The sequence below is a fragment of the Nonomuraea sp. ATR24 genome (assembly GCF_041950485.1).
In the GTDB taxonomy this organism is placed as follows: domain Bacteria; phylum Actinomycetota; class Actinomycetes; order Streptosporangiales; family Streptosporangiaceae; genus Nonomuraea; species Nonomuraea ceibae.
The window spans coordinates 219,762-242,696 of sequence record NZ_JBGNUU010000003.1; the positions used below are offsets into that span (position 1 = coordinate 219,762).

A 22,935-nucleotide genomic window follows, 5' to 3' on the forward strand; every position below is an offset into this window, starting at 1 on the left:
GGTCAGCTCCCGCTGCTGCGGCCGCTGCCGAAGCCGCCGCGCTGGATCTCGCGCCCGGTGCGGGTGGAGATGGTGACGTCGGAGGGGCGCAGCGTGGTGCCGCCGCGCACGCGGGTGCCGTTGCGGACGCCGCCGTAGTACCAGTGGTAGGCGCCCCGCGGCCCGGCGTAGTAGTGGGAGTGGTGGTCGTCGTCGCAGTAGTCCTCGTCCACGACCGGGTAGGAGCCGTCGGGGAGCTGCTGGCTGGTGTCGACGCAGTCGGCGGTGACCTCGTCGTCGTCCTGCGTCGCCGCGCAGTAGCCGACCACCATGACGGACACGACGCCGATGACGGTCAGGGTGATCGCTTTCGACGAGCGCTGTTTCGGTGGGGGCGGCTTGGGGGGCAATCGGGCTCCTTCGTGGGTCGCACAGCCTAGCGGGGGTTCCGGCCGGCCTTCAATCGCCCGTGATCCGACGGTGACCTGGCCCGTTGCCGCTTTTGATATGGATGAACGTATGGAACCGGTCGAAGCGTTCCGGGAAATCGCCTTCCTGCTGGAGCGGGCGGGCGAGCCCGCCTACCGCGTGCGCGCCTTCCGCCGCGCCGCCTCCGTCGTCGCCGACCTGCCCCGCGAAGAGCTCGTACGGCGCGCGGAGTCGGGCGGTCTGGCCGAGCTGCCCGGCATCGGCAAGGTGACCGCGCTGGTCGTCACCGAGGCGCTGGCCGGTCAGGTCCCGACCTATCTGCGCCGGTTGCGCGCCACGGAGGGGGCCGACCTCGACGACGAGACGGCGGCGTTGCGCGCGGCGCTCAAGGGCGACCTGCACAGCCATTCCGACTGGTCCGACGGCGGATCGCCGATCGAGGAGATGGCCGAGGCGGCCGAATCGCTGGGCCACGCCTACCTGGCGCTGACCGACCACTCGCCGCGGCTGACCGTCGCCCGCGGGCTGCCGGCGGCGCGGCTGCGCGAGCAGCTCGACGTGGTGGAGGCGCTCAACGAGCGGCTGGCGCCGTTCCGCATCCTGACGGGCATCGAGGTCGACATCAACCTCGACGGCAGCCTCGACCAGGAGCCGGAGCTGCTGGAACGGCTCGACGTGGTGGTCGCCAGCGTGCACTCCAAGCTGCGCCTGCCCAGCTCCGAGATGACCCGCCGGATGGTGACGGCCGTCGCCAACCCGCTCGTGGACGTGCTCGGCCACTGCACCGGCCGGGTCGTGCAGGCCGGGGGAGCGCGCGGCTCGCGCAGGCCGGAGTCGGAGTTCGAGGCCGACCTGGTCTTCGAGGCGTGCCGGCGGTTCGGGGTCGCCGTCGAGATCAACTCGCGGCCCGACCGGCTCGACCCGCCCAAGCGGCTGCTGCGCCAGGCGTACGAGCAGGGGTGCGTGTTCGCGATCAACTCCGACGCGCACGCGCCCGGCCAGCTCGACTGGCAGCGCTTCGGCTGCGAGCGGGCGGCCAGGTGCGGGATCGAGGCCGGCCGGATCGTCAACACCTGGCCGGTGGACGAACTGCTCGACTGGGCCCGCTGACCCCCTTCCGGACACCCGAAACCCCGGTGCGCTCGGGATTGTCGGTGTCCGCGCGTAGCGTCGCGGGTGTGAACCGTACCGACCGGCTCTACGCGCTCGTCGAGGACCTGCGCGCCATCTCGCCCCGCTGCCGCTCGGCCCGCGAGCTGGCCGGCAGGTTCGAGGTGAGCGTGCGCACGATCGAGCGCGACATCACCGCCCTGCAGGAGTCCGGGGTGCCGATCTACGCCGAGACGGGGCGCAAGGGCGGCTACGCGATCGACAGGAAGATGTCCCTGCCACCGCTCAACTTCACCCCGGCCGAGGCGGTGGCCATCGCGGTGGCGCTCAGCCGGGCCGGCGACCAGCCGTTCGGCCGGCAGGCCCGCAGCGCGTTACGCAAGGTCGTCGCCGCCATGCCCGGCCGCGAGGGCGAGCTGGCCAGGGAGCTGGCGCGACGGGTGGTGCACGTCACCGAGCCCGCCGAGCCGGGCGGCGCCCGGCCGATGGGCGGCGAGGGCATCTCCCGCGCCATCGAGGAGGCGCTGCTGCGCCGCCGGGTGCTCCGGCTCGACTACGCCGACGCCAAGGGCGCGCTGACCTCGCGCGACGTCGAGCCCGGCGTGTTTCTGGGCGGCCGAGGCGGGTTCTGGTATCTGGTGGCGTGGTGCCGGCTCCGTGACGACGTGCGCGTCTTCCGGCTCGACCGCATCGCCGCCGCCTCCGTCACCGCCGAGCGCTGCCCCGACCGGCCGCTGGAGGGCTATGCCACCGACGTCCCCGACATGCTCGTGCACGGCACCGTACTCGATTGAATGCTCGAAAAGTCAAGAGGAAACACCGACATAGGGTTGTCGCCATCGCGTTAGATCGTTGTCTTGTTCGAAAGTGATGGAGGAGACGGCGATGGCTGACAACACGGTCAACTGGTTCGAGGTGGCCACCGACGACCCGGAGGGCGCCGAGCGCTTCTACGGCGAGCTGTTCGGCTGGACCTTCGCCCGGGAGGGCGACGGCTCGATGGACTACCGGTTGATCCGCTACCCGGGCGGTGAGCCCGTCGGCGGCCTGTTCGGCACCAAGGGCGAGTTCCCGGCGCACGCGGTCTTCCACGTGCAGGTGGCCGACGTGGCGGAGACCTGCCGGCGCGGCGAGGAGCTGGGCGGCAAGGTGCTGACGAAGGTGGTCGGCGACGCCCCGGGCACCGACTTCGCCTACGTGCGCGACCGGTCGGGCAGCGTCTTCGGCGTCTACCGGCCCCGCGCGTGAGCCGCCCCTGATCGTCGCGGGCCGGGTGCCGCCTTCCCCGCGTCCCGGTCCCGCGCGGGCCGCTCCCGCGAGCGGCCACCCCTGCCCTGGACACGCCGCCGACCGCCGAGTGGCGGCGCGTCCAGGGCCCGAAGCGTCAGGCCGCCGGGCAGGAGGCGCCACGCTCGGGCACCTTGCCCTTGAGCAGGTAGCCGTTCACCAGCTCGGCGACGCACTTGCTGCCCGACAGGTAGGCGCCGTGCCCCTCGCCCTCGTAGGTGACCAGCGTGGCGGTCCTGAGCTGCCTGGTCAGCTTGGGCGCCCACTCGTACGGGGTGGCGGGGTCGTTCTTGCCGCCGACCACGAGGATCGGCGCCGAGCCGGTGGCGTCGACCTTCCTGGCTTCGTCGCTGCCCTTGACCGGCCACACGTCGCACAGCGCGCCCGAGCCCGCGCCGCCGAACAGCGGCGAGATCTTCAGCGAGGCCGTCTCGGTGCGCCGCAGCGTGGCCGCGTCGGGGCGTTCGGCCGTGTCGACGCAGGTGATCGCCGGGAAGCTGGTCGTCTGCGTGGTGTAGGAGCCGTCCTCGCCGCGGCCGGTGTAGGTGTCGGCCAGGTAGAGCAGCGCCGCCCCGTTGCCCTTGAGCGCCTGGCCCAGCGCGCTCTCCAGGAACGGCCACGTCAGCTCCGAGTAGAGGGCGGCGGCGACGCCGGTGGCGGCCAGCCCCTGCGTGAGCTGGCGGTGGTAGACCTTCATCGGCTTGGCGGCCAGGTCGTTCATCAGCTTCTCGACGTTCGCGCCCGCGGTGGCGACGTCGGCGCCGACCTCGCAGGTGTCCTTCACGCAGTCCTTCAGGAAGGCCTCGTACGACTTCTGGAAGCCCTTGGTCTGGGCCAGCGTGCGCTCCTCGAAGGTGACCGTCGGGTCCAGCGGCGCGTCGAGCACCATCCGGCCCACGTTCTCCGGGAACTGCGTGGCGTACACGGCGCCGAGCTGGGTGCCGTAGGACATGCCGACGTAGTTGAGCTTCTCGTCGCCGAGGGCGGTGCGGATGCGGTCCATGTCGCGGGCGGCGTTGGCGGTGCCGACGTACGGCAGGATCTTGCCGGAGTCGCGCGCGCAGAGCTCGGCGAAGCGCCGGTTGGCCGCGTCGATCTCGGCGCGGGTCTGCGCGTTGGCGGGCAGCGTGTCGAGCGAGGTGAAGCGGTCGAGGTCGGCGGTGCCGCCGCAGCGCACGCCCGAGCTGCGCTCGACGCCGCGCGGGTCGAAGCTGATCAGGTCGTAGCGGGCGCGCAGCGCGCCGAGCGCCTTGCCCGCCTGGTCGAGCGTGTCGACGCCGGAGGCGCCGGGGCCGCCGAAGTTGAACAGCAGCGACCCGATCCGCTTCTTCTGGTCGGTCGCCGCGAGCTTGATCAGCGCCAGGTCGATCTTCTCCCCGCCGGGGTCGGAGTAGTTCAGCGGGACGCTCAGCTTGCCGCACCGGACCGTCGCGTCCTTCTCGACGGGCGGTTCGCCGTCGGGGCGGGCCACGTCCGTGCACGGGCCCCACGCGATCTTGTCAGTCTCCGGAATCACATCGGTGGCGGGCTTGGCCGTGCTCACACAACCCGTGGTTGCGGCGGCCAGGACTGCGGCGGCCAGTACGCGGCGCATGCGACATTTCCCCTCGTCAGCTCAGGGGGAAGTAGTGCCCACAATACGTGACGGCCCACCGGAACGGGCGGGACGGCACGGTCGTGCCGTCCCGCCCGTCCGGGTCGTCTCAGACGCCCATCGACTGGGTGTCGTTGCTCTCGGCGCCACCGGCCTCGGTCACGCCGTTCTTCAGGTGGTAGCGGGCGATCGCCTCGCGCAGCACCTCGCCGTCGAGCTCACCCCGCTTGACCAGGCTGGTCAGCACGGCCAGCGTGATCGAGGCGGCGTCGACGTGGAAGTGGCGGCGCAGCGCCGAGCGCGTGTCGGACAGGCCGAACCCGTCGGTGCCCAGCGAGGACCAGTCACCCGGCACCCACTGCGCGATCTGGTCCTGGACGGCCTTCATGTAGTCGCTGACGCCCACGAACGGGCCCTGCGCCTGCGACAGCACCTGCGTCACGTACGGGACGCGCTGCTCGGCGTCGGGGTTGAGCAGGTTGTGCTCCTCGCACGCGAGCGCGTCGCGGCGCAGCTCGGTCCAGGACGTCGCCGACCACACGTCGGCCGACACGCCCCACTCCTCGGCCAGCAGCCGCTGGGCCTCCATCGCCCACGGGCCCGCCACGCCGGAGGACAGGATGTTGGCCTTCGGCCCCTGCGTCTGCGGCCCCTCGGCGAACTTGTAGAGGCCCTTGAGCAGGCCTTCCACGTCGATGCCTTCGGGCTGGGCAGGCTGCAGGTAGGGCTCGTTGTAGACGGTCAGGTAGTAGAACACGTCCTCCGGCTGCTCGCCGTACATGCGCCGCAGGCCGTCCTTGACGATGTGCGCGACCTCGAACGCCCACGACGGGTCGTAGGAGATCGCCGCCGGGTTGGTCGAGGCGATGAGCGGCGTGTGGCCGTCCTCGTGCTGCAGGCCCTCGCCGTTGAGCGTGGTGCGGCCGGCGGTGGCGCCCAGCAGGAAGCCTCGCGTCATCTGGTCGGCCATCTGCCACATCTGGTCGCCGGTGCGCTGCCAGCCGAACATCGAGTAGAAGATGTAGATCGGGATCATGTGCTCGCCGTGCGTGGCGTACGAGGTGCCGACGGCGATCGCCGAGGCCATCGAGCCCGACTCGCTGATGCCCTCGTGCAGGATCTGGCCCTGCACCGACTCCTTGTACGACAGCAGCAGCTCCCTGTCGACGGCCTCGTACGTCTGGCCGTGCGGCGAGTAGATCTTCGCCGTGGGGAACATCGCGTCGAGGCCGAACGTACGGGCCTCGTCGGGGATGATCGGCACGAACCGGTGGCCGATCTCCTTGTCGCGCATGAGGTCCTTGAGCAGCCGCACGAACGCCATCGTGGTGGCGACCTGCTGCTTGCCCGAGCCCTTGGCGAACGTCTGGTAGGCGGCGTCGCCGGGCAGCTTGACCGGCTTGGCGCGCACGACGCGCTTGGGCAGCACGCCGCCGAGCGCGGCGCGGCGCTCCTTCATGTACGCGATCTCGGGGTCGTCCTCGCCCGGGTGGAAGTACGGCGGCAGGTCGCCTTCCAGCGCCGAGTCCGGGATCGGCAGGTAGAGCCGGTCGCGGAACTCCTTGAGCTCGGCCTTGGTGAGCTTCTTCATCTGGTGGGTGGCGTTGCGCGCCTCGAAGTCCTTGCCGAGCGTCCAGCCCTTGATGGTCTGGGCCAGGATGACCGTCGGCTGGCCGACGTGCTCGCGCGCGGCCTTGAACGCCGCGTAGACCTTGTGGTAGTCGTGCCCGCCGCGCGACAGCTTGCGGATGTCGTCGTCGGTCAGGTGCTCGACCATCTTGCGCAGGCGCGGGTCGCCGCCGAAGAAGTTCTCCCGGATGTAGCCGCCCGACTCGACCGAGTAGGTCTGGAACTGGCCGTCGGGGGTGGTGTTCATCTGGTTGACGAGCACGCCGTCGACGTCGGCCGCGAGCAGCGGGTCCCAGTCGCGGCCCCAGACGACCTTGATGACATTCCAGCCGGCGCCGCGGAAGTAGGACTCCAGCTCCTGGATGATCTTGCCGTTGCCGCGCACCGGGCCGTCGAGCCGCTGCAGGTTGCAGTTGATGACGAAGGTGAGGTTGTCGAGCTCCTCGCGCGCGGCCACGCCGATGGCGCCGAGCGACTCGGGCTCGTCCATCTCGCCGTCGCCCAGGAACGCCCATACGTGGCTGCGGCTGGTGTCCTTGATCTGGCGGTTGAGCAGGTAGCGGTTGAACCGCGCCTGGTAGATCGCCCCGATCGGCCCCAGACCCATCGAGACCGTGGGGAACTCCCAGAAGTCAGGCATGAGCCGCGGATGCGGGTAGGAGGGCAGGCCGTGGAAGCCGTGCGACAGCTCCTGGCGGAAGGCGTCGAGCTGGGCCTCGTTGAGGCGGCCCTCCAGGAAGGCGCGGGCGTAGATGCCCGGCGCGGCGTGACCCTGGAAGAAGACCTGGTCGCCCGACTCGCCGTGGTCCTTGCCGCGGAAGAAGTGGTTGAAGCCGACCTCGTACAGGGAGGCGGCCGAGGCGTAGGTGGCGATGTGGCCGCCCACGTTGGTGCGGGCGTTGGCGCGCGAGACCATGACCGCCGCGTTCCAGCGGATGTAGGCCCGGATGCGCCGCTCGACGTGCTCGTCGCCGGGGAACCAGGGCTCGCGCTCCGGCGGGATCGTGTTGATGTAGTCGGTGCTGCGCAGGCCCGGCACGCCGACCTGGTGCTCGCGCGCCCGCTCCAGCATGCGGAGCATCAGGTAGCGGGCTCTGGTGCGGCCCTCCGTCTTGACGACGTTGTCGAGGGACTCGAGCCACTCGTTGGTCTCACTGGGATCGACATCAGGCAGCTGGCTGGGTAGGCCGTCGCTGATGATCGAGAAACGCTGGCGTCCGGAAGCCACTGGGTCTCGCCTTCCGAGGATGACTGATGTCTGGTCTGGGTCGCTTTCCATCCTGGTCGCTCGGCGTAGAAAGTGCATCTCTACTCACCGGTAACCAGGGTGTCGCGGCTGGCAGGGGTACTACTGGTGGCCTAGACCACCGATGGTAGGACGAATCAACCGCATAGGTTACATCCGTCCCGCATTTTAACAAGACGGGAAAAGCTACAAATTTTTGCCTTGCGCCCCTGAGTATCCCCCGGCGGGGTGGCCGCGTCACTCCCGGGGAGGGGGCAAGCGCCGCGCGGAGTCTAACGGCAGGCATCCGGGACCCTCCGGCGCCTCTCTTCCGGGCGTTCTCAGCGAACTCTCAGGTAACGGTTCGGTCATGATTGCGGCCGTTGTCGCGCCGCTCCGGCCGCCGCCCTCTTTTCGTACGGCCGCGTCCGTACGAGGCTGTAGCTATGAATGCGACGGTAGGAGACCGGCTCCTCGTGCACGGGAACACCGTTGGCGAAAGGGACCGGAGCGGAGTGATCATCGAGGTCCAGGGCGCCGACGGCGGCCCTCCGTACATCGTGCGCTTCGACGACGGGCACACCGGGCTGGTGTTTCCCGGCCCTGATGCCGTCATTGTGCCTCAGTAGAATTTCCCTGTGAGATCAGAACTCATCTCCGTGGCCACGGGTTCACGCGAGACGGTGCACGACATCACCGGGGAATGCGCCGAATTCGTCCGCGCGCGGGGTGACGACGGGCTGCTGCACGTCTTCGTCCCGCACGCGACGGCCGGCGTGGCGCTGCTGGAGCTCGGCTCCGGCAGCGACGACGACCTGCTGTCCGCGCTGCGTGACCTGCTGCCGGCCGACGACCGGTGGCGCCACGCCCACGGCTCGCGCGGTCACGGCAGGTCACACGTGATGCCCGCGTTCATTCCGCCGTACGTCACGGTCCCCGTGCTGGGCGGCAGATTGGCGCTGGGCACCTGGCAGTCCATCGCGCTGGTGGACCTGAATGTCGACAACCCGCAACGCCAGGTTCGGCTGTCGTTTTTGTCTGATTGATTCTGGCCGAGTAGGGCCGTACCCGTGGCGACCGTTGACGACTGAGGGTCACAGCGTGTGGACTGTCCCGAAGCGATAAACCGCATATGCGGGGCCACTCAAGCAGGAGGGATAAACGTGAGCGCGACCGCGGGTCAGGCGCAGGGCGAGCGCGGCCTGGCCGAACGACTCGGCCTCAAGCCGGGTCAGGTGGTGCAGGAGATCGGCTGGGATGAGGACGTCGATGACGAGCTTCGCGATTCCATCGAGGACCTGACCGGCAACGAACTGCTGGACGAAGACACCGACGACGTCGTCGACGTGGTGCTGCTGTGGTGGCGCGACGGCGACGGGGACCTGTTCGACGTCCTGAGCGGCGATGCCATGCGAGCACTCGCCGACGGTGGCCAGATCTGGTTGCTGACTCCGAAGGCCGGGCGCGAGGGCCACGTGGAGCCGAGCGACATCGGGGAGGATGCCACTACGGCCGGTCTATCGCAGACCAGCAGCATCTCCGCGGCCCCCGACTGGTCGGGGACCAGGCTCGTCGCCCCGAAGGGCCGGCGGTAGGAGCCTGACGACAGGAGCGCGGACGCCAGCCGTACGGCAGGATGGAACCGTGAACGGGCATCCTGCCGGGGTCGGCGCCCCGGCTCCCGAATTCGAGCTGCGGGACCAGCACGGCACTCCGGTGAGGCTTTCTCAGTTCCGGGGCAGGAAGGTCGTGCTGGTCTTCTACCCGCTGGCGTTCAGCGGCGTGTGCCACCGCGAGCTGTCCGATCTGCGTGACTTCGCCGCGGGTGACGCGCAGATCCTCACCGTCTCGGTCGACTCGATGTTCACGCATCGTGCCTGGGCGGACCAGGAGGGTTACGTTTTTCCCCTGCTCTCCGATTTCTGGCCACATGGACAGGTGGCGCGGGCGTACGGTGTGTTCGACGAGACGAAGGGCGTCGCGCGGCGGGGCACCTTCGTCATCGACGGCGAGGGCGTGATCCGCTGGTCGGTGGTCAATCCGGCCGGTGAGGCGCGTGACGTCGCCGACTACGCCAAGGCGCTCGCCGACATCTCGTAACGGAGGAAACGATGCCCTGCTACCGCTGCGGGGCCCGGCAGACCGACCCCGTCCGCGGGGCCAGCCCCTGGAAGCGCGCGGTGCGCCGGGAACGGCAGGTGCTCATCTGCCCGGACTGTCAACGCCTGCACGACCTCGACCTGGAATCGTGCGGCTCCTGCGGGTCCACGTCGATGATCTGCCGGCTCGGCGAGGTCGAGTGCCGTTCCTGCGGCGCCGTCCGCACCGCCCGCGCCCTGGTCGACCCCGAGGCGCTGATCGGCTCCGGCGCTCCGCCCGGGCTCTCCGCCGAGGTCGAGGCGGCGCTCAACCGGGTGCTCGGACGCGCCTGATCTTGCAGGACTTTTCCAGACATTTGCTGAGCTGCGCTATCGTTCCGTTTCGTGTCCTCAACTAGTTCGTTCGTCGTCGCGCTGGACGTCGGTGGCACGTCCATGAAGGGCGGCCTGGTCAGCGAGACCGGCACCGTGCTGCTGAGCGAGCGCCGCTCCACCCCGCGCGCCGAAGGGCCCGAGGCGGTCGTCGCCGCCATCCGCGCCTTCATCAGCCACCTCGCCGCCTCCGGCGACGGCACGCCCGCGGGCGTCGGCCTGGCCGTCCCCGGCCTGGTCTCCGAGGACACGGCCCTCTACGCCGCCAACCTTGGCTGGAGCGAGGTCCCCGCCACCGACTTCACCGAACTCGACGTGCCCGTCATCCTCGGCCACGACGTCCGCACCGGCGGCCTCGCCGAAAGCGTCCTCGGCGCCGGGCGCGGCGTGCCCGACTTCCTCTTCCTCCCCATCGGCACCGGCATCGCCGGCGCCATGATCATCCACGGCGAGCCGTACGGCGGCGCGTCCGGCTGGGGCGGCGAGATCGGCCACATCCCCGTCTTCCCCGACGGCGAACAGTGCGCCTGCGGCCAGCTCGGCTGCCTGGAGACCTACGCCTCCGCCGCCTCCGTCGGCCGCCGCTACAGCCAGCGCGCCGGCGTCGAAGGCGTACGCGCCGAACAGGTCGTCGCCTCCGACGACCCCGTCGCCATCGAGGTCTGGGACGACGCCGTCGAAGCCCTCTCCCTGGCGCTGGCCACGTACACGCTCCTGCTGGACCCCTCGATGATCGTCCTCGGCGGCGGCCTGGCCGAGGCGGGACCCGCCCTGTTCGATCCGGTTCGTACGCGTCTCGTCAAGCGCCTCACGTTCCGCGACGCCCCGCCGCTGCTGCCGGCCGCCCTGGGTGTCGACGCCGGCATGCTCGGCGCCGCCCTCCTCGGCTGGCGCGCCGCCGGCCGCCCGGACCTGGGCGCCGGATGGGACGTGGAGGTGCGATCGGCTCCGTTGGTGTCGTAAGGTGTAGTGCCGATCAGGGGGCGGTTAGCTCAGCGGTAGAGCACTCGCCTTACAAGCGAGGGGTCACTGGTTCGAACCCAGTACCGCCCACCAGCAGAAGGAGCCCCGTTTCCGATCATGGAAACGGGGCTTCGTGCCATGAGCGTGCCATCAAATCGGGTTGATCTTGGCGTCATCGTGTTTCCGGTGTGCCGGAGATCGTGGAAGTGCAGCCCTGGGAAGCCGATCTTCCTGGTGCTCTTGCAGTGTTGTCGCGGTCCGTGCCCGAGCCGAGGCAGTCGGAGGCACAGGCGCCAACTCAGGAAGGGGCGGCGCGCCCGGCTGCCCCTGTCGAGGTGACGGCTGTCGCCCATAGCCTGTCCCCGAAAAGGATCATTGTCGAGGCTGGGGCGAAGGGGGAAAAGTAATGGGCGGCGCATCGCCAATGGCTTACGCCTGGTTCATCGAGGAGTGTCAAAAGGACAGCGACCTGATCGGCGTGACGTTCGTGCGGGGCCTGTCTCCTGAGGAGGCATTGCACCGGGTCGGCGCCACTCCCGGTGACATTTCCCGCGAGGTGGGCGTCGCCGCCTACGCGGGAGACGGAGGAGCGGTCCTGATTGACTACCATTGCCAGCCGCTCCCAGAGACCCTCTCCCACGGTACGGAGATAGCACGGGTCGTTACAGGCATCACCATGGACGAGCACTTCGGCTACTCCGTCGATGGAGTGATGGTCACGGCATTCGAGCCGTTCTTCCCCGGCGATCGGCACGGCAGCGATCCTGACCGCTTGCTGGCTCATATGCGAGAGCTTGGCATGCCGCTGGACGGAGAGGCCGACTCGCGGACTTCCACCGCTCTAGCCATTGCGCTGGCTGCACGGGCCACGGGAGTCACCCTGACACCGGCTCACTATGGGGCGGAGCCCGTCGTGGGGTCGATCGACTGAAGGTCCCGATCCAGCGACCTGCCGTGCAATGTATGTAATGATCACGCAGCTCATCGTGGCGAGAGATCGGTCTGTCGTATGTAGAAGGCCCTTTCTTGAGAGCAACGGCCATGCGCTGAGAAACCATCGAAGGAGGGTTACGGTGGCCGATCCGCTTGCCCCGTTCCGTTGGTTGGAAGCCCTTCCAGGGGAACATGACGATCTGCTTGGCGAGATCTTCTGCGTATCCTTCTTTCGCAGGCTCGAACCTGCTGAGGTGCTGCGCCGCTTCGGGGTCGGACGCCCAGGGCGAGAGATGACCTTCCATGAACTCGCTGGGGAGGTCTGGGAGGCCATAGGAATGACTGACGACGACTATGTCGGGGTCGTCCAGGCCGGTGAGTGGGGCGTGGCCGTCGAACTGCGGGGTTTCCAGGCGGTGCTGGCCGATCGGCTGACCGGGCTGTCTCGGGGATGTGAGGTGGTGGCGGTGGCACGGCACGATCATGCGGAGGACAGCTTCGTGTACGCGGCGGATGGCGAGGTCGTCACCACCTTCACGCCGCACTCGCCAGGCACCCGGTGGGGCGGAGACCCGGACCGGATCAACGAGCTCATGCGTGAAACCGGCTTGCCTCCGGAGAAGCTGGATGAGGAGGCATGGGAGGCGACGTGGGATGACATGTACACGAACAGGATTTCGCGCGCGTTCTTGCTGGCAGCCAAGATCACGGGCGTGGTGTTCACCCCCAGCGTCCTCGACGAGCCCCTGCTTGCCGGCGCCATCAGTCAATGATCACGAGGGGTGTGCACTGGCGCTGCGGGTGGCTACCGGGTTTGGCCCACCGTCAAGGCGGTGAGTCCGCAATGATCAGCTCGCATCGGGTTGGAAGTCCTTGAATCTGTCCATGTCACTGGCCACAAGGTCGAAGAAGCTGCGATGGCGCTCGACTCCCGGCAGCCACGCGGCCGCGAAGCATGCTTCCCATTCTCCCGCCGGGCTGATGACGTGCGGGTTGAGGAAGAAGTCGCCCTCGTCGAACTGTCCGATCAGGATGGAGTCGGGGAGATATTCGGGGCGGTAGAACACGGAATCCTGGTCGTCGCCGTAGACGAAGTAGTCCTCATCCGATGCGCTGTCGATCGGGTAGGGAGGATTGGGGTCCGCCAGTTCGGCCAGCCATGGGGCGAGGGTTCGCACCCGCCCGATTTCGTGGACAGGCCGGAAGATTCCCTCGCCCCACCCGTTCGCGATGCGGAGGAACGCGCGATAAGTCGGCGGGAGGCGTATACCAAGACGTTCCTCCCGCTCGGCGATTTCGGCCTCGCTTGCGCCTATCGCCGGGAACCCCGGTGCCTGCCCAAGGAGTTCACGCCATGCGTTGTCGGTGTCGCTCATGGCGGAGACCATAGCGATCAGATCTGACATGTCATCCGATGCCGCAGGTGATGCCTCACTGGCCGGGGTCGGCATCCATCCCTCTGGCGAGCTCGCCTACCGTGACAGGGCCAATCCGGAAGAGCCTTATCCGAAACCCGCTGGCCAAGACCTTGAGCACATTCAGGTCATCGATCTGTTGTGCCCGCCAGCTTGATTGAATGGCAGGTGATCGGCATGATCACCGTGCCATTAGCCAGGCTCTGAAGCGGTAGGGGGCGGTCAGCGGTGTGAGGGTGGCCGCAACCTGGGATCGGGGATCAAGGCCGCTTACAAGCGAGGCGCCCACGGGATGCGGCCTGGGGGTCGGTCTCGTCGCCGAAGAGCGGCGGTCGGGCGGGCATCTCGCGGACTCGGTGGATCGCCAAGTCCCTGCGTCTAGCGGAAACCGTCCGTGAGGGCCAGGTAGGCGAGGAGAAACGCGCCGACGACAAGCCCCGCGTAGGCCATCGAGCCGAGAGCGCTGCCCGGTTTCGATGCCCGGGGCTTCTTGCCGGAGTTCTGGATCAAGGCCGCGAGTACAACCCAGGCGATGGCGATGAAGACGGCGGCGAACGTGTCAGTCATGGTGAGCCGATCATGCCTGAGGCTCAGGGAGCGAACAACATCGAGTCCGACATGCTGTTGCCGACCCCAGGGGACTCCGCTCCCGCAGGATCGCGAACACGACCTAAGCGGACTGTCGTGTTCGGCGAGGACTCTGATCTTCCCGCCTCGTCCAGGATGCCGCCAGAGCCCGGAGGCCGGGCGTCATGCCAGGCAGGAAAGCGGAGCCGTACACGGGCGGCGTGGCGCGGACCCGCCCATGATGTGGCCCCGGCGCTGCGCGAGATCTGCGCGGCTCGCGCCGGGGCGACGGTGAAACTGGTGCCGGCGTGTAGAGGGCTATGGATGCGCGGAGTGGGAGCTTGAGCCTTCTGGTGCTTTCTCGAGGCCCTTCGTGGCGGTCATGAGCCCGCCAGGGACACTTTCACTCCGTCTGAGAAGATCGAATCGTGAAGCTCGATCGAGACAGGTTTCACATTTTTCGGGATGTCGAACAGCACCACGCCGTCCACCGAGTTGCCAGGGTTGATCTTTTCGTAGAGCGACTTCGAGTCATCCAGGTAAAAGGCTGCCTCTGAGGACGCTTCGAATTCGCGGCCCTTTGCGTCGAACAGCTTCTGCTCGGCGCCCATGAACGACTCCGACTCATCGCCGATGTTCGTCACCTTGACGTGGACGAGCAGGAACACGCCTTGTGCGTCCTTGCTGAGGAATTCGCCGCCGACCCGGTCCCGCTTCTCCAGCCTGGTGACGGTGAACTCGAACTTCCCGTCTCGTACCCGTGAGCCGATCCCTGCGATCTTCGGCTTGGCTTCCGGCTTCGCTTCCGCTTGTGCGGCATCGGATTCCGGTTCCGGTGCTTGGTCTTCGTCGGCGGGTTCGCGGTCGGCCACCACCGTCGTCGGGGCGCTGCTGCCCCCACCGGTAGCCGCGGCGATGAGCACCGCACAGCCGCCGAACACGAACACCAGCACCACGCCGATGATCAGCAGGATCAGCGGGGCGCTGCTCTTCTTCCTCGGAGGCGGGCCGGGTGGGTAGCCGTAACCCTGCTGTGGAGGGTACGTCGGCTGCTGCGGCCTGTATCCGTAAGGGTCTTGCCCGTATGGCTGCGACATCGCAGGGGCTCCGAATCACGAAAGAAGAGAACGGGGGGTAGGGATTGGGACGTTCCAGCCTCCTGCTTGGTTGCCGTGGCTGAGGGGATGTGCGTGTCCTGATGTGGACACGCAGCTCGGCGGCGGCAGGGCGCCCCGGTGGGCGAAAGCGGCCAGGAACGGTAGTGGGTCCGCTTCCCGCCGATGGAGAATGCCGGTATCTAGGTGCGGCCGTAGAACTCGCGGATGAAACGGTAACTTCGCGGTACCCTTCGGGCGGCCTCTTCCTTGTCTTGAGGGTCCCACTCCTCGTCCGTTGAATGAAACACTCCCTCGAACGTCTCACCGCGAGCTTCAAGAACGTCGTACAGGGCTTGGGTATCCGTGCCCGTCACCTCCTCCCAGGCGATCGGAGCCACATAGGCGAGTTCTTCCAGTTGCGGCCAGTCGTCATCGGTGCGGGGGATCCGGTCTCGCTGCATGGTGAGAAAGTGCTGGACCTCGGGCACGTCCGAAAGCGTGTCCGGGTCGGCGGTGACCTTTTCGAAGGTTTCACGGCCGAGGCCGACCAGCCACATCTGGAAATACTCGAAGCTGTCGCTACTGCCTGTCAGATATAAGATGTTGGACGCGCCTCCCAGCAGGTTGGTGTTGGCCTTGCGCCGAGCTTCGAGAATCCATGACTCAAAGTCGATGATGTCCTCGACGGGCCGTCGCATGAGCTCCTATTGCAGCCATTGCAGACGCGCTTCGTTCGGACGATGTTGTGCGGATCGCTCGATCAGGTGCCAGAACTCGTCGATGTCCATAGTGATGATCGTGGCACATGCCGATGACAGAACTGGTGGGTCCGAAAAGGGGTGCCGCCTCATCGTCCGCCGGATGACGATGCGCTGGATCGATGAGACAAGCGGGACTCTGTGGGCAGCCAGGCTTAAGGCGTGGGAGGTCGTCGCCCTGAGCGGCAGCCACGAACCTGCCACGGCGCATCCTGCCGACAGGAAGATAGGCGCTAGGAACAATACGAGTGACCATCTCCGTCACTGTATGGACAGTGGCCGGTGCGCTTTTCGTCGACGGCGTAGACCGCGATGGGATTGGCGTGGAGAAGTGGCGAATGAGAACGGGTCCTGGGGGACGGCTGATGTGGGTCTCACCTGCTCCGTCGGGTGCCGTCCATGACGTGACCGCCACCCGGATGATTGGCCTGATCGATGCCCTGAGCAGCGTCGCGTACGAGTTGGTGGGGTTGCGAGACACTGGGGTGGAGGAGGGGGCGTGAACAGCCTCTGGCTTGTGGACATCGACGGCACACTCGCGTTACGCGGCGATCGCGGACCGTACGAGTGGGATCGGGTGGGTGAGGACCAGCCGAACCCGCCCGTCGTCGCGATCGTTCAAGCGCTGCTGCGTGACGAACACCGCATCGCCTACGTGTCCGGTAGGAAGGAGAGGTGCCGGCGCCAGACGGAGAAGTGGCTGTGCGCCCATGTCGGCTACTGGGACGACACGGAAGGGCTGTGGATGCGAGGCAACGGAGACAACCGGGCTGACACGGTCGTGAAGCGGGAGATCTACGAGCGGCATTTCGCTCACCTCCGGATCGCCGGGGTGATCGACGACCGGGCGTCCGTGGTCGTGATGTGGCGGCGGCTCGGGTTGACCGTGCTGCAGGTGGCTGGGGGCCGGTTCTGATGAACCTTCTCGATCTCACCGAGCCTGCCGCCCTCGATCACGTGGCCAAATGTGCGGCCTGCAAGCACACCCTCAGGACCCCGGAGTCCCGCGCGTTGGGGTTGGGGCCGGGCTGTGCTTCCAAGCTGGGGCTGGCTCCCCGGAAGCCGTTGCGGATCACCGGAGTGCCGCGAGGATGGGCTGTCGAAGGGCAGATCGACCTGTTGGAGGAAGGGTGATCCTGGAACGGCATCCCGGAGAGTGGACGCCGCCCCAGAAGAGTGGCTGTGGCCAGGAGCCGATCGAGTCCGGAGAACTGAGCGAGGCCGTGGCGGAGGGCTGGCGGCCGTGCGGCACCTGCGGAGGGACGACGCCGTGACCGACCACCAGTGCACCTGCTCCGGTTCGGCCATTGGCGAGCGGTGGCGCTGCCCTGACTGCGGCACGCTGTGGGAGCCCCTGCCGCAACAGGCAGCAGAGCACATCGGCCATCAGGCGGACATGCGGCAGGCGGACACACCGCCGTGGGCCGAAGAGCCGATGAGCACGAAAGGCGTCGTCATCGGTGTCGCCATGGGGTGCGCCGTGGGCCTCCCGATGCTTCTCCAGTACGAGATGCCGATTCTCGCCGGCGTGCTGGCCGTCGTGGGGATCGGGGTTCTCGCCTGGTGGTTCTGGCAGGTCGTCCGCGGGTGAGACGAATACGGTCCATCCCGCTGCCCGCCCGCCGACCATGATGCTGCCGCCGTTCTTCTGCCGGGCGTGTCTGGCGATTCGGGTGTCCGGTCAGCGCAGCTCGCCCTCCAGCAGGCCCATGATGACCATGTCGTGCCACGTGCCGTTCCGGCGGAAGGCTTCTCGTTCGCGGCCCTCCACGATGAAGCCGGCCTTTTCGTAGACGCGGATGGCGGCGGTGTTCTCCGCGACCACGGTGAGCCGGATCCTGTGGAGGCGCATTTCCGCGAAGCCGTATCGGCAGATCACTCTCGCGGTGTCGGTGGCGTAGCCGCGGCCCCAATACTCTTTGTCGCCGATCCGAAGGTCGAGTTCGGCAGCGCCGGTCTCGGGTTCGGCGTCGCGGAGGCGTACTGAGCCGATCAACTGGCTTTTGTCGAGCGGTTCGACGCCGAAGAAGACACTGGCATAGGAGTTGCGGGGGAGTTCCTCGAAGCGTTTGGTGATCTGTGCGAGCGACTCCGGATAGCTGCCGAACATCCAGCGCCCGACCTCGGGGTCATGATTCCAACGCCACATCACCTCGGCGTCGGAGGGTTCAAGGGGGCGTAGCCGTACAAGGTCGCCGGTCAGCACGAGCCGCTCCATTCACCATGGATCATTTGGGGCACAGGCCCACGAGATCGAGAGAGTACATGGTTATCGAGCGGGATTCCTGGTGACCGCTTGTGTGAGCCCGCGGGTCGGGATCTCCTGGCTGTAGCCGGCCGCCGTCTGTGGCTGGGGGCGATCGCTGCTGCTCCCTGATTGGGCCGTGAATCTTGCTTGGCTGACATTTGGTGACTCGTCCGAAAATCAGGTGTGACTCATCATGCCTCCCGCTACGGTGGAGGCAGTTCATGAGGCCCGAAAGCGCAGGATCGAATGCGGCGCCTTTTCCGGGGCTCATGAGCTGGTCAGGTCTGGTGCTGGTACGGGTCGAAGCTTGTCGGTTATCCACTTCTCATGGGGTTGTCGCAGGTTCGAGTCCTGCCCGAGGCTCCGGTCTCGGTAGCTCAGTCGGCAGAGCGCCAATACCGGCGGGCACGCCCATATCCGTGCCGGTTCCAGACCTGATCGCTCGTCAGTCCCGTCGGTGGCGCGGGTCGAATCTGATCGGTTATCGCTCTTCAAAGCGGAGACCCGGGTTCGAATCCCGGCGCCGCCCCTCGGGCGGTGTGGTGCAGCGGCCTAGCACGTCTTAAGCCGGTCAGTCCCTCCACATCCGCGCCACCGACGGGGCTGACGAGCGAGGGGAGCGGGTCGAAGGTCGTCGGTTATCGGGAACAGAGGGTCGCAGGTTCGAATCCTGCCCTCCCGGCTCGTCGGGAGGTGGCGCAGCCTGGACAGCGCATCTGTCTAACCCGGCGGTCACCACCACATCCGCTCCCTTTTCTCATGTCCGCCCCCGGGCGGGTCGAATCGAAGGAGCGCACGATGGCACGTGACCCTCTCGCGAACGTCTCGACGATCGCCACTCCGCAGACCCTGCCGATGCCGGGCCGCGCCGACCAGGTGCGCAACGCCGCCGGCGGCTACGTGTTCGCCAAGGACCTGTGGACGCGCGTGGAGGACTTCCTGATCCTCGGCACCACGGGCGGCACGTACTACGTGGGCGAGGACCAGCTGACCGCCGAGAACGCGGGCGTGCTGTTCCAGGCGATCGCCGAGGACGGGCCGCGCGTCGTCGCCCTGCTCACCGAGATCTCGACGGCGCGGCCGCCGCGGGCGCCGAAGCAGGGCCCGGCGCTGTTCGCTCTCGCCGCGGCGTACGCGAAGGGGGACGCGGACACGCGCCAGGCGGCGAAGGCGGCGTTGGCGAAGGTCGCGCGCACCACGGATCATCTGGCGAAGTTCTTCGGCTACTACAAGAACCTCGGCGGCAAGCCGACCGCCCGCGGCACCGCCCCCAGGGTGGGGCGTTCGCTGCGGACGGCGCTCGGCTCCTGGTTCCTGGCCGGGTCGCCGGACGACGTGGCGTTCCGGGCGTGCAAGGCCCGGCAGCGCAGGACGCCGCAGGGCGAGAGCCTGGACCTGCGCGACGTCCTCCGGATCGCGCACCCGGTGGCCGACGACGAGCAGCGTAAGACGTTGTTCGGGTGGATCGCCGGGAACGTGTCCGACGACGAGGCGCGTGACGAGCTGCCCGCCGTCGACCGGTTCTTGACCGCGAAGGCCGTCACCACGCCGGCCGAGGCGGTCCGGGTGGTGACGGCGGCGCGGGCGCCGTGGGAGTTCCTGCCGGACGCGATGCTGCGTGAGCCCTCGGTGTGGGAGGCGCTGATCGACACGGTCGGCCTGACCGCGCTGATCCGGAACCTGGCCCGCATGACGCGGATCGGCGCGCTGGAGCCGCTCGGCGACGGCACCGCCCGCGCCGTGGCGCGGCTGACGGACCGGGAGGCGATCACGCGTGCCCGCATCCACCCGATGGACGCCTGGCTGGCATTGCGCGTCTACGCCTCCGGCCAGGCGCAGCCGAACCCGCGCGCCGTCCGGCACACGTGGAAGCCGGTCCCGGCGATCCTGGACGCGCTGGAGCAGACGTACGAGCTCGCCTTCGGCACGGTCGAGCCGTCCGGGAAGCGGCTGCTGGTCGCGGTGGACTCGTCCGGGTCGATGGCCTGGGGCGACGGCGTCCGCGTCGGAGGCTCGCCGGTCGGCTCGCCGTACGAGGTCGGCTGCGCGATGGCCGTCATGCTGTCCCGCGTCGAGAAGGGCAACGTCCACGTCATCGACGTCGACACGAGGGTGCGCGGGTCCAAGGTGACGCCGCGCACCAACCTGCGCGAGATCGCCCGCTGGCAGCCGTCCGGCGGCGGCACGGACCTGTCGCTGCCGTTCACGTGGGCGGCCCGCAAGGGGTTCCACGCCGACGGGATCGTCGTGTTCACGGACAACGAGACGTGGGCGGGGCGGTCCCACCCGGCGCAGGCGCTGGCCGCCTACCGGCGTACGGTCAACCCGGACGCGCGGGTCGTCGTCGCGGCGATGACCTCCACCGGGCACTCGATCGGCGACCCGGGCGACGACGGCGTGCTGAACGTGGCCGGGCTGGACGCGTCGCTGCCGCTGATCGTGAACGGGTTCGTCCGCACGCGGTAGCCGGGCCAGGAGTCAGGCCGGGCCTGCCCGGCCTGAAGGGGCGCGTCGGCCGGGCGGGCGGCGATATAGGGGAAGTATAGCGGCCCCGACAATTCTTCCTTCATCGAAGTTTATGGAGGAGAAGAATGACGGAGCTAAGTGCGGCCGCCGGTCTTGATTCGGAGCAGCGCAGCCTCATCAAGGAAATAGTCTGCGAGATTCTCGAGATCGACCCCGCGGAAATCACGGACGACAGCCTCTTCAAGGAGGACCACGACGCCGACTCGCTGCGCGCCATCGAAATTCTCGCCGCGATAGAGCGAGCCTGCAAGGTCACCATCGACCAGGCCGAACTGTCCAGGATGACCAGCCTGAACGGCGTCTACGCCGTCGTCGCAGAGGCCTAGGGCAGACAACCGCGGAGGCGTTGTGATGCGCAGGGTGGTCATCACCGGCATCGGAGTGGTAACCAGTATCGGGATCGGCGTCGGAGAATTCCTCTCCGGCATCAGGTCCGGGCGCAGCGGGGTCAAGCCGATCGGCGCGTTCGACACGACCGGGTTCGAATACGGCAACGCCTGCGAGGTCGCGGGTTTCGATCCGGAAGCGTATATCGAGAGGCTCGACCCGGCCGAGCTCGGGCGGGCGAGCCAGTTGTCGGTGGCGGCGGCCGGGATGGCCGTCAAGGATGCCGGGATGTCGCTCGCCGAGCTGCGGTCGCGGCGTTCCCTGGTGTCGGTGGGGACGACCAACGGCGAGGGGCGGGACTTCGACGTCCTGACCGGCCAGGGGGTCGACTCCGGGATGGAAGGGCTGGACCCGGCCCTCGCAGGCAGGATCGGCGCGGGGCGGCTGTCGTCCAGCATCGCGCGGGAGATGGGGCTGACGGACACCGAGGCCGTCACGCTGCCGACCGCGTGCGCGGCCGGCAACTACGCGATCGGCTACGGCTTCGACGCCGTACGCAGCGGTGACGTGGAGGTGGCGCTGTGCGGCGGCGCCGACGCGCTGTGCCGTAAGACGTTCGCCGGCTTCTACCGGCTCGGCACGATCGCGCCCGAGGTGTGCCAGCCGTTCGACCGGGATCGCAAGGGCATCCTGACCGGTGAGGGCGCGGGGATCCTCCTCATGGAGAGCCTCGACACGGCGCTGGCCCGGGGCGCGAAGATCTACGCCGAGGTGCTGGGGTTCGGGCTCAACTGCGACGCCCACCACCCGGTGGCCCCGGAGCGCGACAGCATCGCCTCCTGCATCCGGCTGGCGCACGAGGACGCGGGCATCAAGCCGTCGGAGGTGGACTTCATCTCCGCGCACGGCACCGGCACCAAGGCGAACGACGTCACCGAGGCGCAGGCCATCCACCAGGTGTTCGGCGGCAGCCCGCCGCCCACGGTGTCGATCAAGTCGATGCTCGGGCACTCGATGGGCGCGGCCAGCGCGCTCGCCGCGGCGGCCTGCGCGCTGGCGCTCACCGAGGGCTTCATCCCGCCGACGATCAACCACGTCGAGACGGACCCGGAGTGCGCCGTCGACTGCGTGCCGAACCAGGAGCGGGTCGCCGACCTGCGGGTGGTGCAGAACAACGCGCTGGCCTTCGGTGGCAACAACGCGGTGCTCATCCTCGGCAAGCACGAGGAGAGCTGATGTCGGGTGTGGCCATCTGCGGCGCGGGCGCCGTGGCGAGCGTCGGCTCCAGCCTGGGGGAGATCTTCCAGGCGCTGTGCGCGGGCCGCAGCGGGCTGGGCACGCCGAACGGGTTCGACCTCGGCAAGTACCGTACGCGGCTCTCGTTCGAGATCGACGACCGGCCCGAGCGCGGCCGGGACGTGCCGCTGCGCTCGACGCGCTGGCTGGAGCACGTGATCGAGGCCGCGGCGGCCGAGGCGGAGCTGCCGGACCTGCGCGGCGTGCCGATCCTGATCGGCACGACGCTGCGCGAGCTGCGCTCGGTGGAGCTGCGCTGGCGTGACGGCGTCGACTTCGACCTGGAGGAGCTGCACTTCGGGCCCGCGCTGCGCCGGCGTTTCGGCGCGGTGCAGGTCTCCACGGTCGCGAACGCCTGCGCCGCCTCCCTGTACGCGCTCGCGCTCGGGTGCGACCTCATCGAGACCGGGGCGGCGGACACGGTGATCGTGGCCGGGGTCGACAACATCTCCGAGAGCACCTACGGCCTGCTGGACCGCTGCTACCCGGAGGCCCCGGACGCGCTGCGGCCCTTCGACAAGGCGCGCCGGGGCATGCTGCAGGGCGAAGGGGCAGCGGCGATCGTGCTGCGCCGGGCGGAGAGCGCGCGGCACGGCTGGGTGCGCTCGGTCGCGGTCAACTGCGACGCGCACCACCCGTCCGCGCCGGACGCCAAGAGCATCACGATCGCGATGCGGCAGGCGCACACGCGGGCCGGGCTGACCCCGGCCGACATCGACCTGCTGATGCTGCACGGCACCGGCACGCCGCTCAACGACGAGGCCGAGGCCAGGAGCGTCGGCGAGGTGTTCGGCCAGAGCGCCCCGCCGCCGTGGATGACCGCGATCAAGTCGATGACCGGTCACACCGCCGGCGCGTCCGGGCTGCACAGCCTGCTCGTGGCGGTGGAGTCGATGCGCACCGGCACGATCCCGCCGGTGGTGGGCGTGCGGGAGGTCATGGACGAGATGGCCGGCCTGCGGCTGGTACGCGACGAGGCCGTGGGCGACGAGCTGCGGCTGGCGCAGGTCAACGCGTTCGGGTTCGGCGGGCTGAACGCCGTCGCGGTGGTGGAGCGCCCATGACGACCCCGGAAGCGGAG

General features: G+C 68.6%; 26 protein-coding genes, 2 tRNA genes and 1 pseudogene. 21 read left to right on the plus strand and 8 right to left on the minus strand.

Going from position 1 to position 22,935, the window contains the following annotated elements; genetic code table 11:
- Window positions 1-2: 2 nt before the first annotated feature.
- Window positions 3-389 carry a hypothetical protein gene (locus ACBI99_RS08685; RefSeq protein ID WP_219517471.1) on the minus strand — a complete coding sequence of 129 codons (387 nt, stop codon included), beginning with the start codon at window positions 387-389 and terminating at the stop codon, window positions 3-5.
- Between the two features lie 109 nt (window positions 390-498).
- On the opposite strand from ACBI99_RS08685, the gene ACBI99_RS08690 reads away from it, so the two are divergent.
- From ACBI99_RS08690 to ACBI99_RS08700, 3 genes are all read left to right on the plus strand, one after another.
- Window positions 499-1,518, plus strand: coding sequence for a PHP domain-containing protein (locus ACBI99_RS08690; RefSeq protein ID WP_357587414.1), 1,020 nt, complete (start codon window positions 499-501; stop codon window positions 1,516-1,518).
- A gap of 68 nt (window positions 1,519-1,586) precedes the next feature.
- The gene (locus ACBI99_RS08695) at window positions 1,587-2,312 is read left to right on the plus strand and encodes a YafY family protein (protein WP_357587412.1); all 726 of its coding nucleotides are present in this window, start codon (window positions 1,587-1,589) and stop codon (window positions 2,310-2,312) included.
- Window positions 2,313-2,403: 91 nt separating this feature from the next.
- Window positions 2,404-2,766 (plus strand): VOC family protein, encoded by a 363-nt coding sequence (locus ACBI99_RS08700; protein ID WP_219517465.1) that lies wholly within the window; start codon window positions 2,404-2,406, stop codon window positions 2,764-2,766.
- A gap of 136 nt (window positions 2,767-2,902) precedes the next feature.
- Here the strand turns inward: ACBI99_RS08700 and ACBI99_RS08705 are convergent, their stop codons facing one another.
- Both ACBI99_RS08705 and aceE read right to left on the minus strand, forming a co-directional pair.
- On the minus strand, window positions 2,903-4,399 hold the full coding sequence (locus ACBI99_RS08705; protein WP_357587410.1) for an alpha/beta hydrolase: 1,497 nt from the start codon (window positions 4,397-4,399) through the stop codon (window positions 2,903-2,905).
- 109 nt (window positions 4,400-4,508) lie between these two features.
- Window positions 4,509-7,256, minus strand: a complete 2,748-nt coding sequence (aceE, locus tag ACBI99_RS08710) for a pyruvate dehydrogenase (acetyl-transferring), homodimeric type (RefSeq protein ID WP_375072043.1) — start codon at window positions 7,254-7,256, stop codon at window positions 4,509-4,511.
- Window positions 7,257-7,699: 443 nt separating this feature from the next.
- On the opposite strand from aceE, the gene ACBI99_RS08715 reads away from it, so the two are divergent.
- The 9 genes from ACBI99_RS08715 to ACBI99_RS08755 all read left to right on the plus strand — a co-directional run bounded on the left by ACBI99_RS08715 (window position 7,700) and on the right by ACBI99_RS08755 (window position 12,393).
- Window positions 7,700-7,882: a DUF1918 domain-containing protein gene (locus tag ACBI99_RS08715; protein ID WP_219517460.1), complete on the plus strand. Its 183-nt coding sequence runs from the start codon at window positions 7,700-7,702 to the stop codon at window positions 7,880-7,882.
- Between the two features lie 9 nt (window positions 7,883-7,891).
- Window positions 7,892-8,299 (plus strand): secondary thiamine-phosphate synthase enzyme YjbQ, encoded by a 408-nt coding sequence (locus ACBI99_RS08720; protein ID WP_219517458.1) that lies wholly within the window; start codon window positions 7,892-7,894, stop codon window positions 8,297-8,299.
- Window positions 8,300-8,416: 117 nt separating this feature from the next.
- A complete protein-coding gene (locus tag ACBI99_RS08725; protein WP_219517457.1) occupies window positions 8,417-8,848 on the plus strand; it encodes a DUF3052 domain-containing protein in 432 nt (143 codons plus the stop codon).
- A 49-nt stretch (window positions 8,849-8,897) separates the two neighbouring features.
- Window positions 8,898-9,353, plus strand: coding sequence for a peroxiredoxin (locus ACBI99_RS08730; RefSeq protein ID WP_357587406.1), 456 nt, complete (start codon window positions 8,898-8,900; stop codon window positions 9,351-9,353).
- Between the two features lie 11 nt (window positions 9,354-9,364).
- The gene (locus ACBI99_RS08735) at window positions 9,365-9,685 is read left to right on the plus strand and encodes a hypothetical protein (RefSeq protein WP_219517455.1); all 321 of its coding nucleotides are present in this window, start codon (window positions 9,365-9,367) and stop codon (window positions 9,683-9,685) included.
- A gap of 51 nt (window positions 9,686-9,736) precedes the next feature.
- Window positions 9,737-10,687 carry an ROK family protein gene (locus ACBI99_RS08740; RefSeq protein ID WP_308126175.1) on the plus strand — a complete coding sequence of 317 codons (951 nt, stop codon included), beginning with the start codon at window positions 9,737-9,739 and terminating at the stop codon, window positions 10,685-10,687.
- An 18-nt stretch (window positions 10,688-10,705) separates the two neighbouring features.
- Window positions 10,706-10,780: transfer RNA gene (locus ACBI99_RS08745), tRNA-Val, on the plus strand.
- Window positions 10,781-11,093: 313 nt separating this feature from the next.
- Window positions 11,094-11,618 carry a DUF6461 domain-containing protein gene (locus ACBI99_RS08750; RefSeq protein WP_375072044.1) on the plus strand — a complete coding sequence of 175 codons (525 nt, stop codon included), beginning with the start codon at window positions 11,094-11,096 and terminating at the stop codon, window positions 11,616-11,618.
- Window positions 11,619-11,760: 142 nt separating this feature from the next.
- Complete coding sequence (locus ACBI99_RS08755) at window positions 11,761-12,393, plus strand: DUF6461 domain-containing protein (protein ID WP_375072045.1); 633 nt, start codon at window positions 11,761-11,763, stop codon at window positions 12,391-12,393.
- A 75-nt stretch (window positions 12,394-12,468) separates the two neighbouring features.
- Here ACBI99_RS08755 and ACBI99_RS08760 read toward each other — a convergent pair whose 3' ends face one another.
- The 4 genes from ACBI99_RS08760 to ACBI99_RS08775 form a co-directional block, all read right to left on the minus strand.
- Window positions 12,469-12,996, minus strand: a complete 528-nt coding sequence (locus ACBI99_RS08760; RefSeq protein ID WP_375072046.1) for an SMI1/KNR4 family protein — start codon at window positions 12,994-12,996, stop codon at window positions 12,469-12,471.
- Between the two features lie 417 nt (window positions 12,997-13,413).
- Entirely contained in the window at window positions 13,414-13,602 is a 189-nt protein-coding gene (locus tag ACBI99_RS08765) for a hypothetical protein (RefSeq protein ID WP_375072047.1), read from the minus strand.
- A 380-nt stretch (window positions 13,603-13,982) separates the two neighbouring features.
- Window positions 13,983-14,555 carry a DUF4352 domain-containing protein gene (locus ACBI99_RS08770; protein WP_375072048.1) on the minus strand — a complete coding sequence of 191 codons (573 nt, stop codon included), beginning with the start codon at window positions 14,553-14,555 and terminating at the stop codon, window positions 13,983-13,985.
- Window positions 14,556-14,899: 344 nt separating this feature from the next.
- Window positions 14,900-15,397: a DUF4240 domain-containing protein gene (locus ACBI99_RS08775; RefSeq protein WP_375072049.1), complete on the minus strand. Its 498-nt coding sequence runs from the start codon at window positions 15,395-15,397 to the stop codon at window positions 14,900-14,902.
- A 410-nt stretch (window positions 15,398-15,807) separates the two neighbouring features.
- Here ACBI99_RS08775 and ACBI99_RS08780 point away from each other — a divergent pair.
- The 4 genes and pseudogenes from ACBI99_RS08780 to ACBI99_RS08795 form a co-directional block, all read left to right on the plus strand.
- Window positions 15,808-15,906: pseudogene (locus ACBI99_RS08780) on the plus strand (IS5/IS1182 family transposase); the annotation flags it as partial.
- A 50-nt stretch (window positions 15,907-15,956) separates the two neighbouring features.
- The gene (locus ACBI99_RS08785; RefSeq protein ID WP_375072050.1) at window positions 15,957-16,373 is read left to right on the plus strand and encodes a hypothetical protein; all 417 of its coding nucleotides are present in this window, start codon (window positions 15,957-15,959) and stop codon (window positions 16,371-16,373) included.
- On the plus strand, window positions 16,373-16,591 hold the full coding sequence (locus ACBI99_RS08790) for a DUF6011 domain-containing protein (protein WP_219511683.1): 219 nt from the start codon (window positions 16,373-16,375) through the stop codon (window positions 16,589-16,591). Before ACBI99_RS08785 ends, ACBI99_RS08790 begins: the two co-directional genes overlap by 1 nt.
- 136 nt (window positions 16,592-16,727) lie before the next feature.
- Window positions 16,728-17,048, plus strand: a complete 321-nt coding sequence (locus ACBI99_RS08795) for a hypothetical protein (RefSeq protein WP_375072051.1) — start codon at window positions 16,728-16,730, stop codon at window positions 17,046-17,048.
- Between the two features lie 90 nt (window positions 17,049-17,138).
- On the opposite strand, the gene ACBI99_RS08800 is transcribed toward ACBI99_RS08795, so the two are convergent.
- A complete protein-coding gene (locus tag ACBI99_RS08800; RefSeq protein ID WP_375072052.1) occupies window positions 17,139-17,663 on the minus strand; it encodes a GNAT family N-acetyltransferase in 525 nt (174 codons plus the stop codon).
- 498 nt (window positions 17,664-18,161) lie between these two features.
- Here ACBI99_RS08800 and ACBI99_RS08805 point away from each other — a divergent pair.
- The 5 genes from ACBI99_RS08805 to ACBI99_RS08825 all read left to right on the plus strand — a co-directional run bounded on the left by ACBI99_RS08805 (window position 18,162) and on the right by ACBI99_RS08825 (window position 22,918).
- A tRNA-OTHER gene (locus ACBI99_RS08805) sits at window positions 18,162-18,234 on the plus strand.
- 269 nt (window positions 18,235-18,503) lie between these two features.
- A complete protein-coding gene (locus ACBI99_RS08810) occupies window positions 18,504-20,171 on the plus strand; it encodes a TROVE domain-containing protein (RefSeq protein WP_375072053.1) in 1,668 nt (555 codons plus the stop codon).
- Between the two features lie 125 nt (window positions 20,172-20,296).
- Window positions 20,297-20,557: an acyl carrier protein gene (locus tag ACBI99_RS08815; RefSeq protein ID WP_219511677.1), complete on the plus strand. Its 261-nt coding sequence runs from the start codon at window positions 20,297-20,299 to the stop codon at window positions 20,555-20,557.
- A 25-nt stretch (window positions 20,558-20,582) separates the two neighbouring features.
- Complete coding sequence (locus tag ACBI99_RS08820) at window positions 20,583-21,794, plus strand: beta-ketoacyl synthase (protein WP_219511675.1); 1,212 nt, start codon at window positions 20,583-20,585, stop codon at window positions 21,792-21,794.
- Complete coding sequence (locus tag ACBI99_RS08825) at window positions 21,794-22,918, plus strand: beta-ketoacyl synthase N-terminal-like domain-containing protein (RefSeq protein ID WP_219511674.1); 1,125 nt, start codon at window positions 21,794-21,796, stop codon at window positions 22,916-22,918. The genes ACBI99_RS08820 and ACBI99_RS08825 overlap by 1 nt, the downstream gene beginning before the upstream one ends.
- Window positions 22,919-22,935 lie beyond the last annotated feature (17 nt).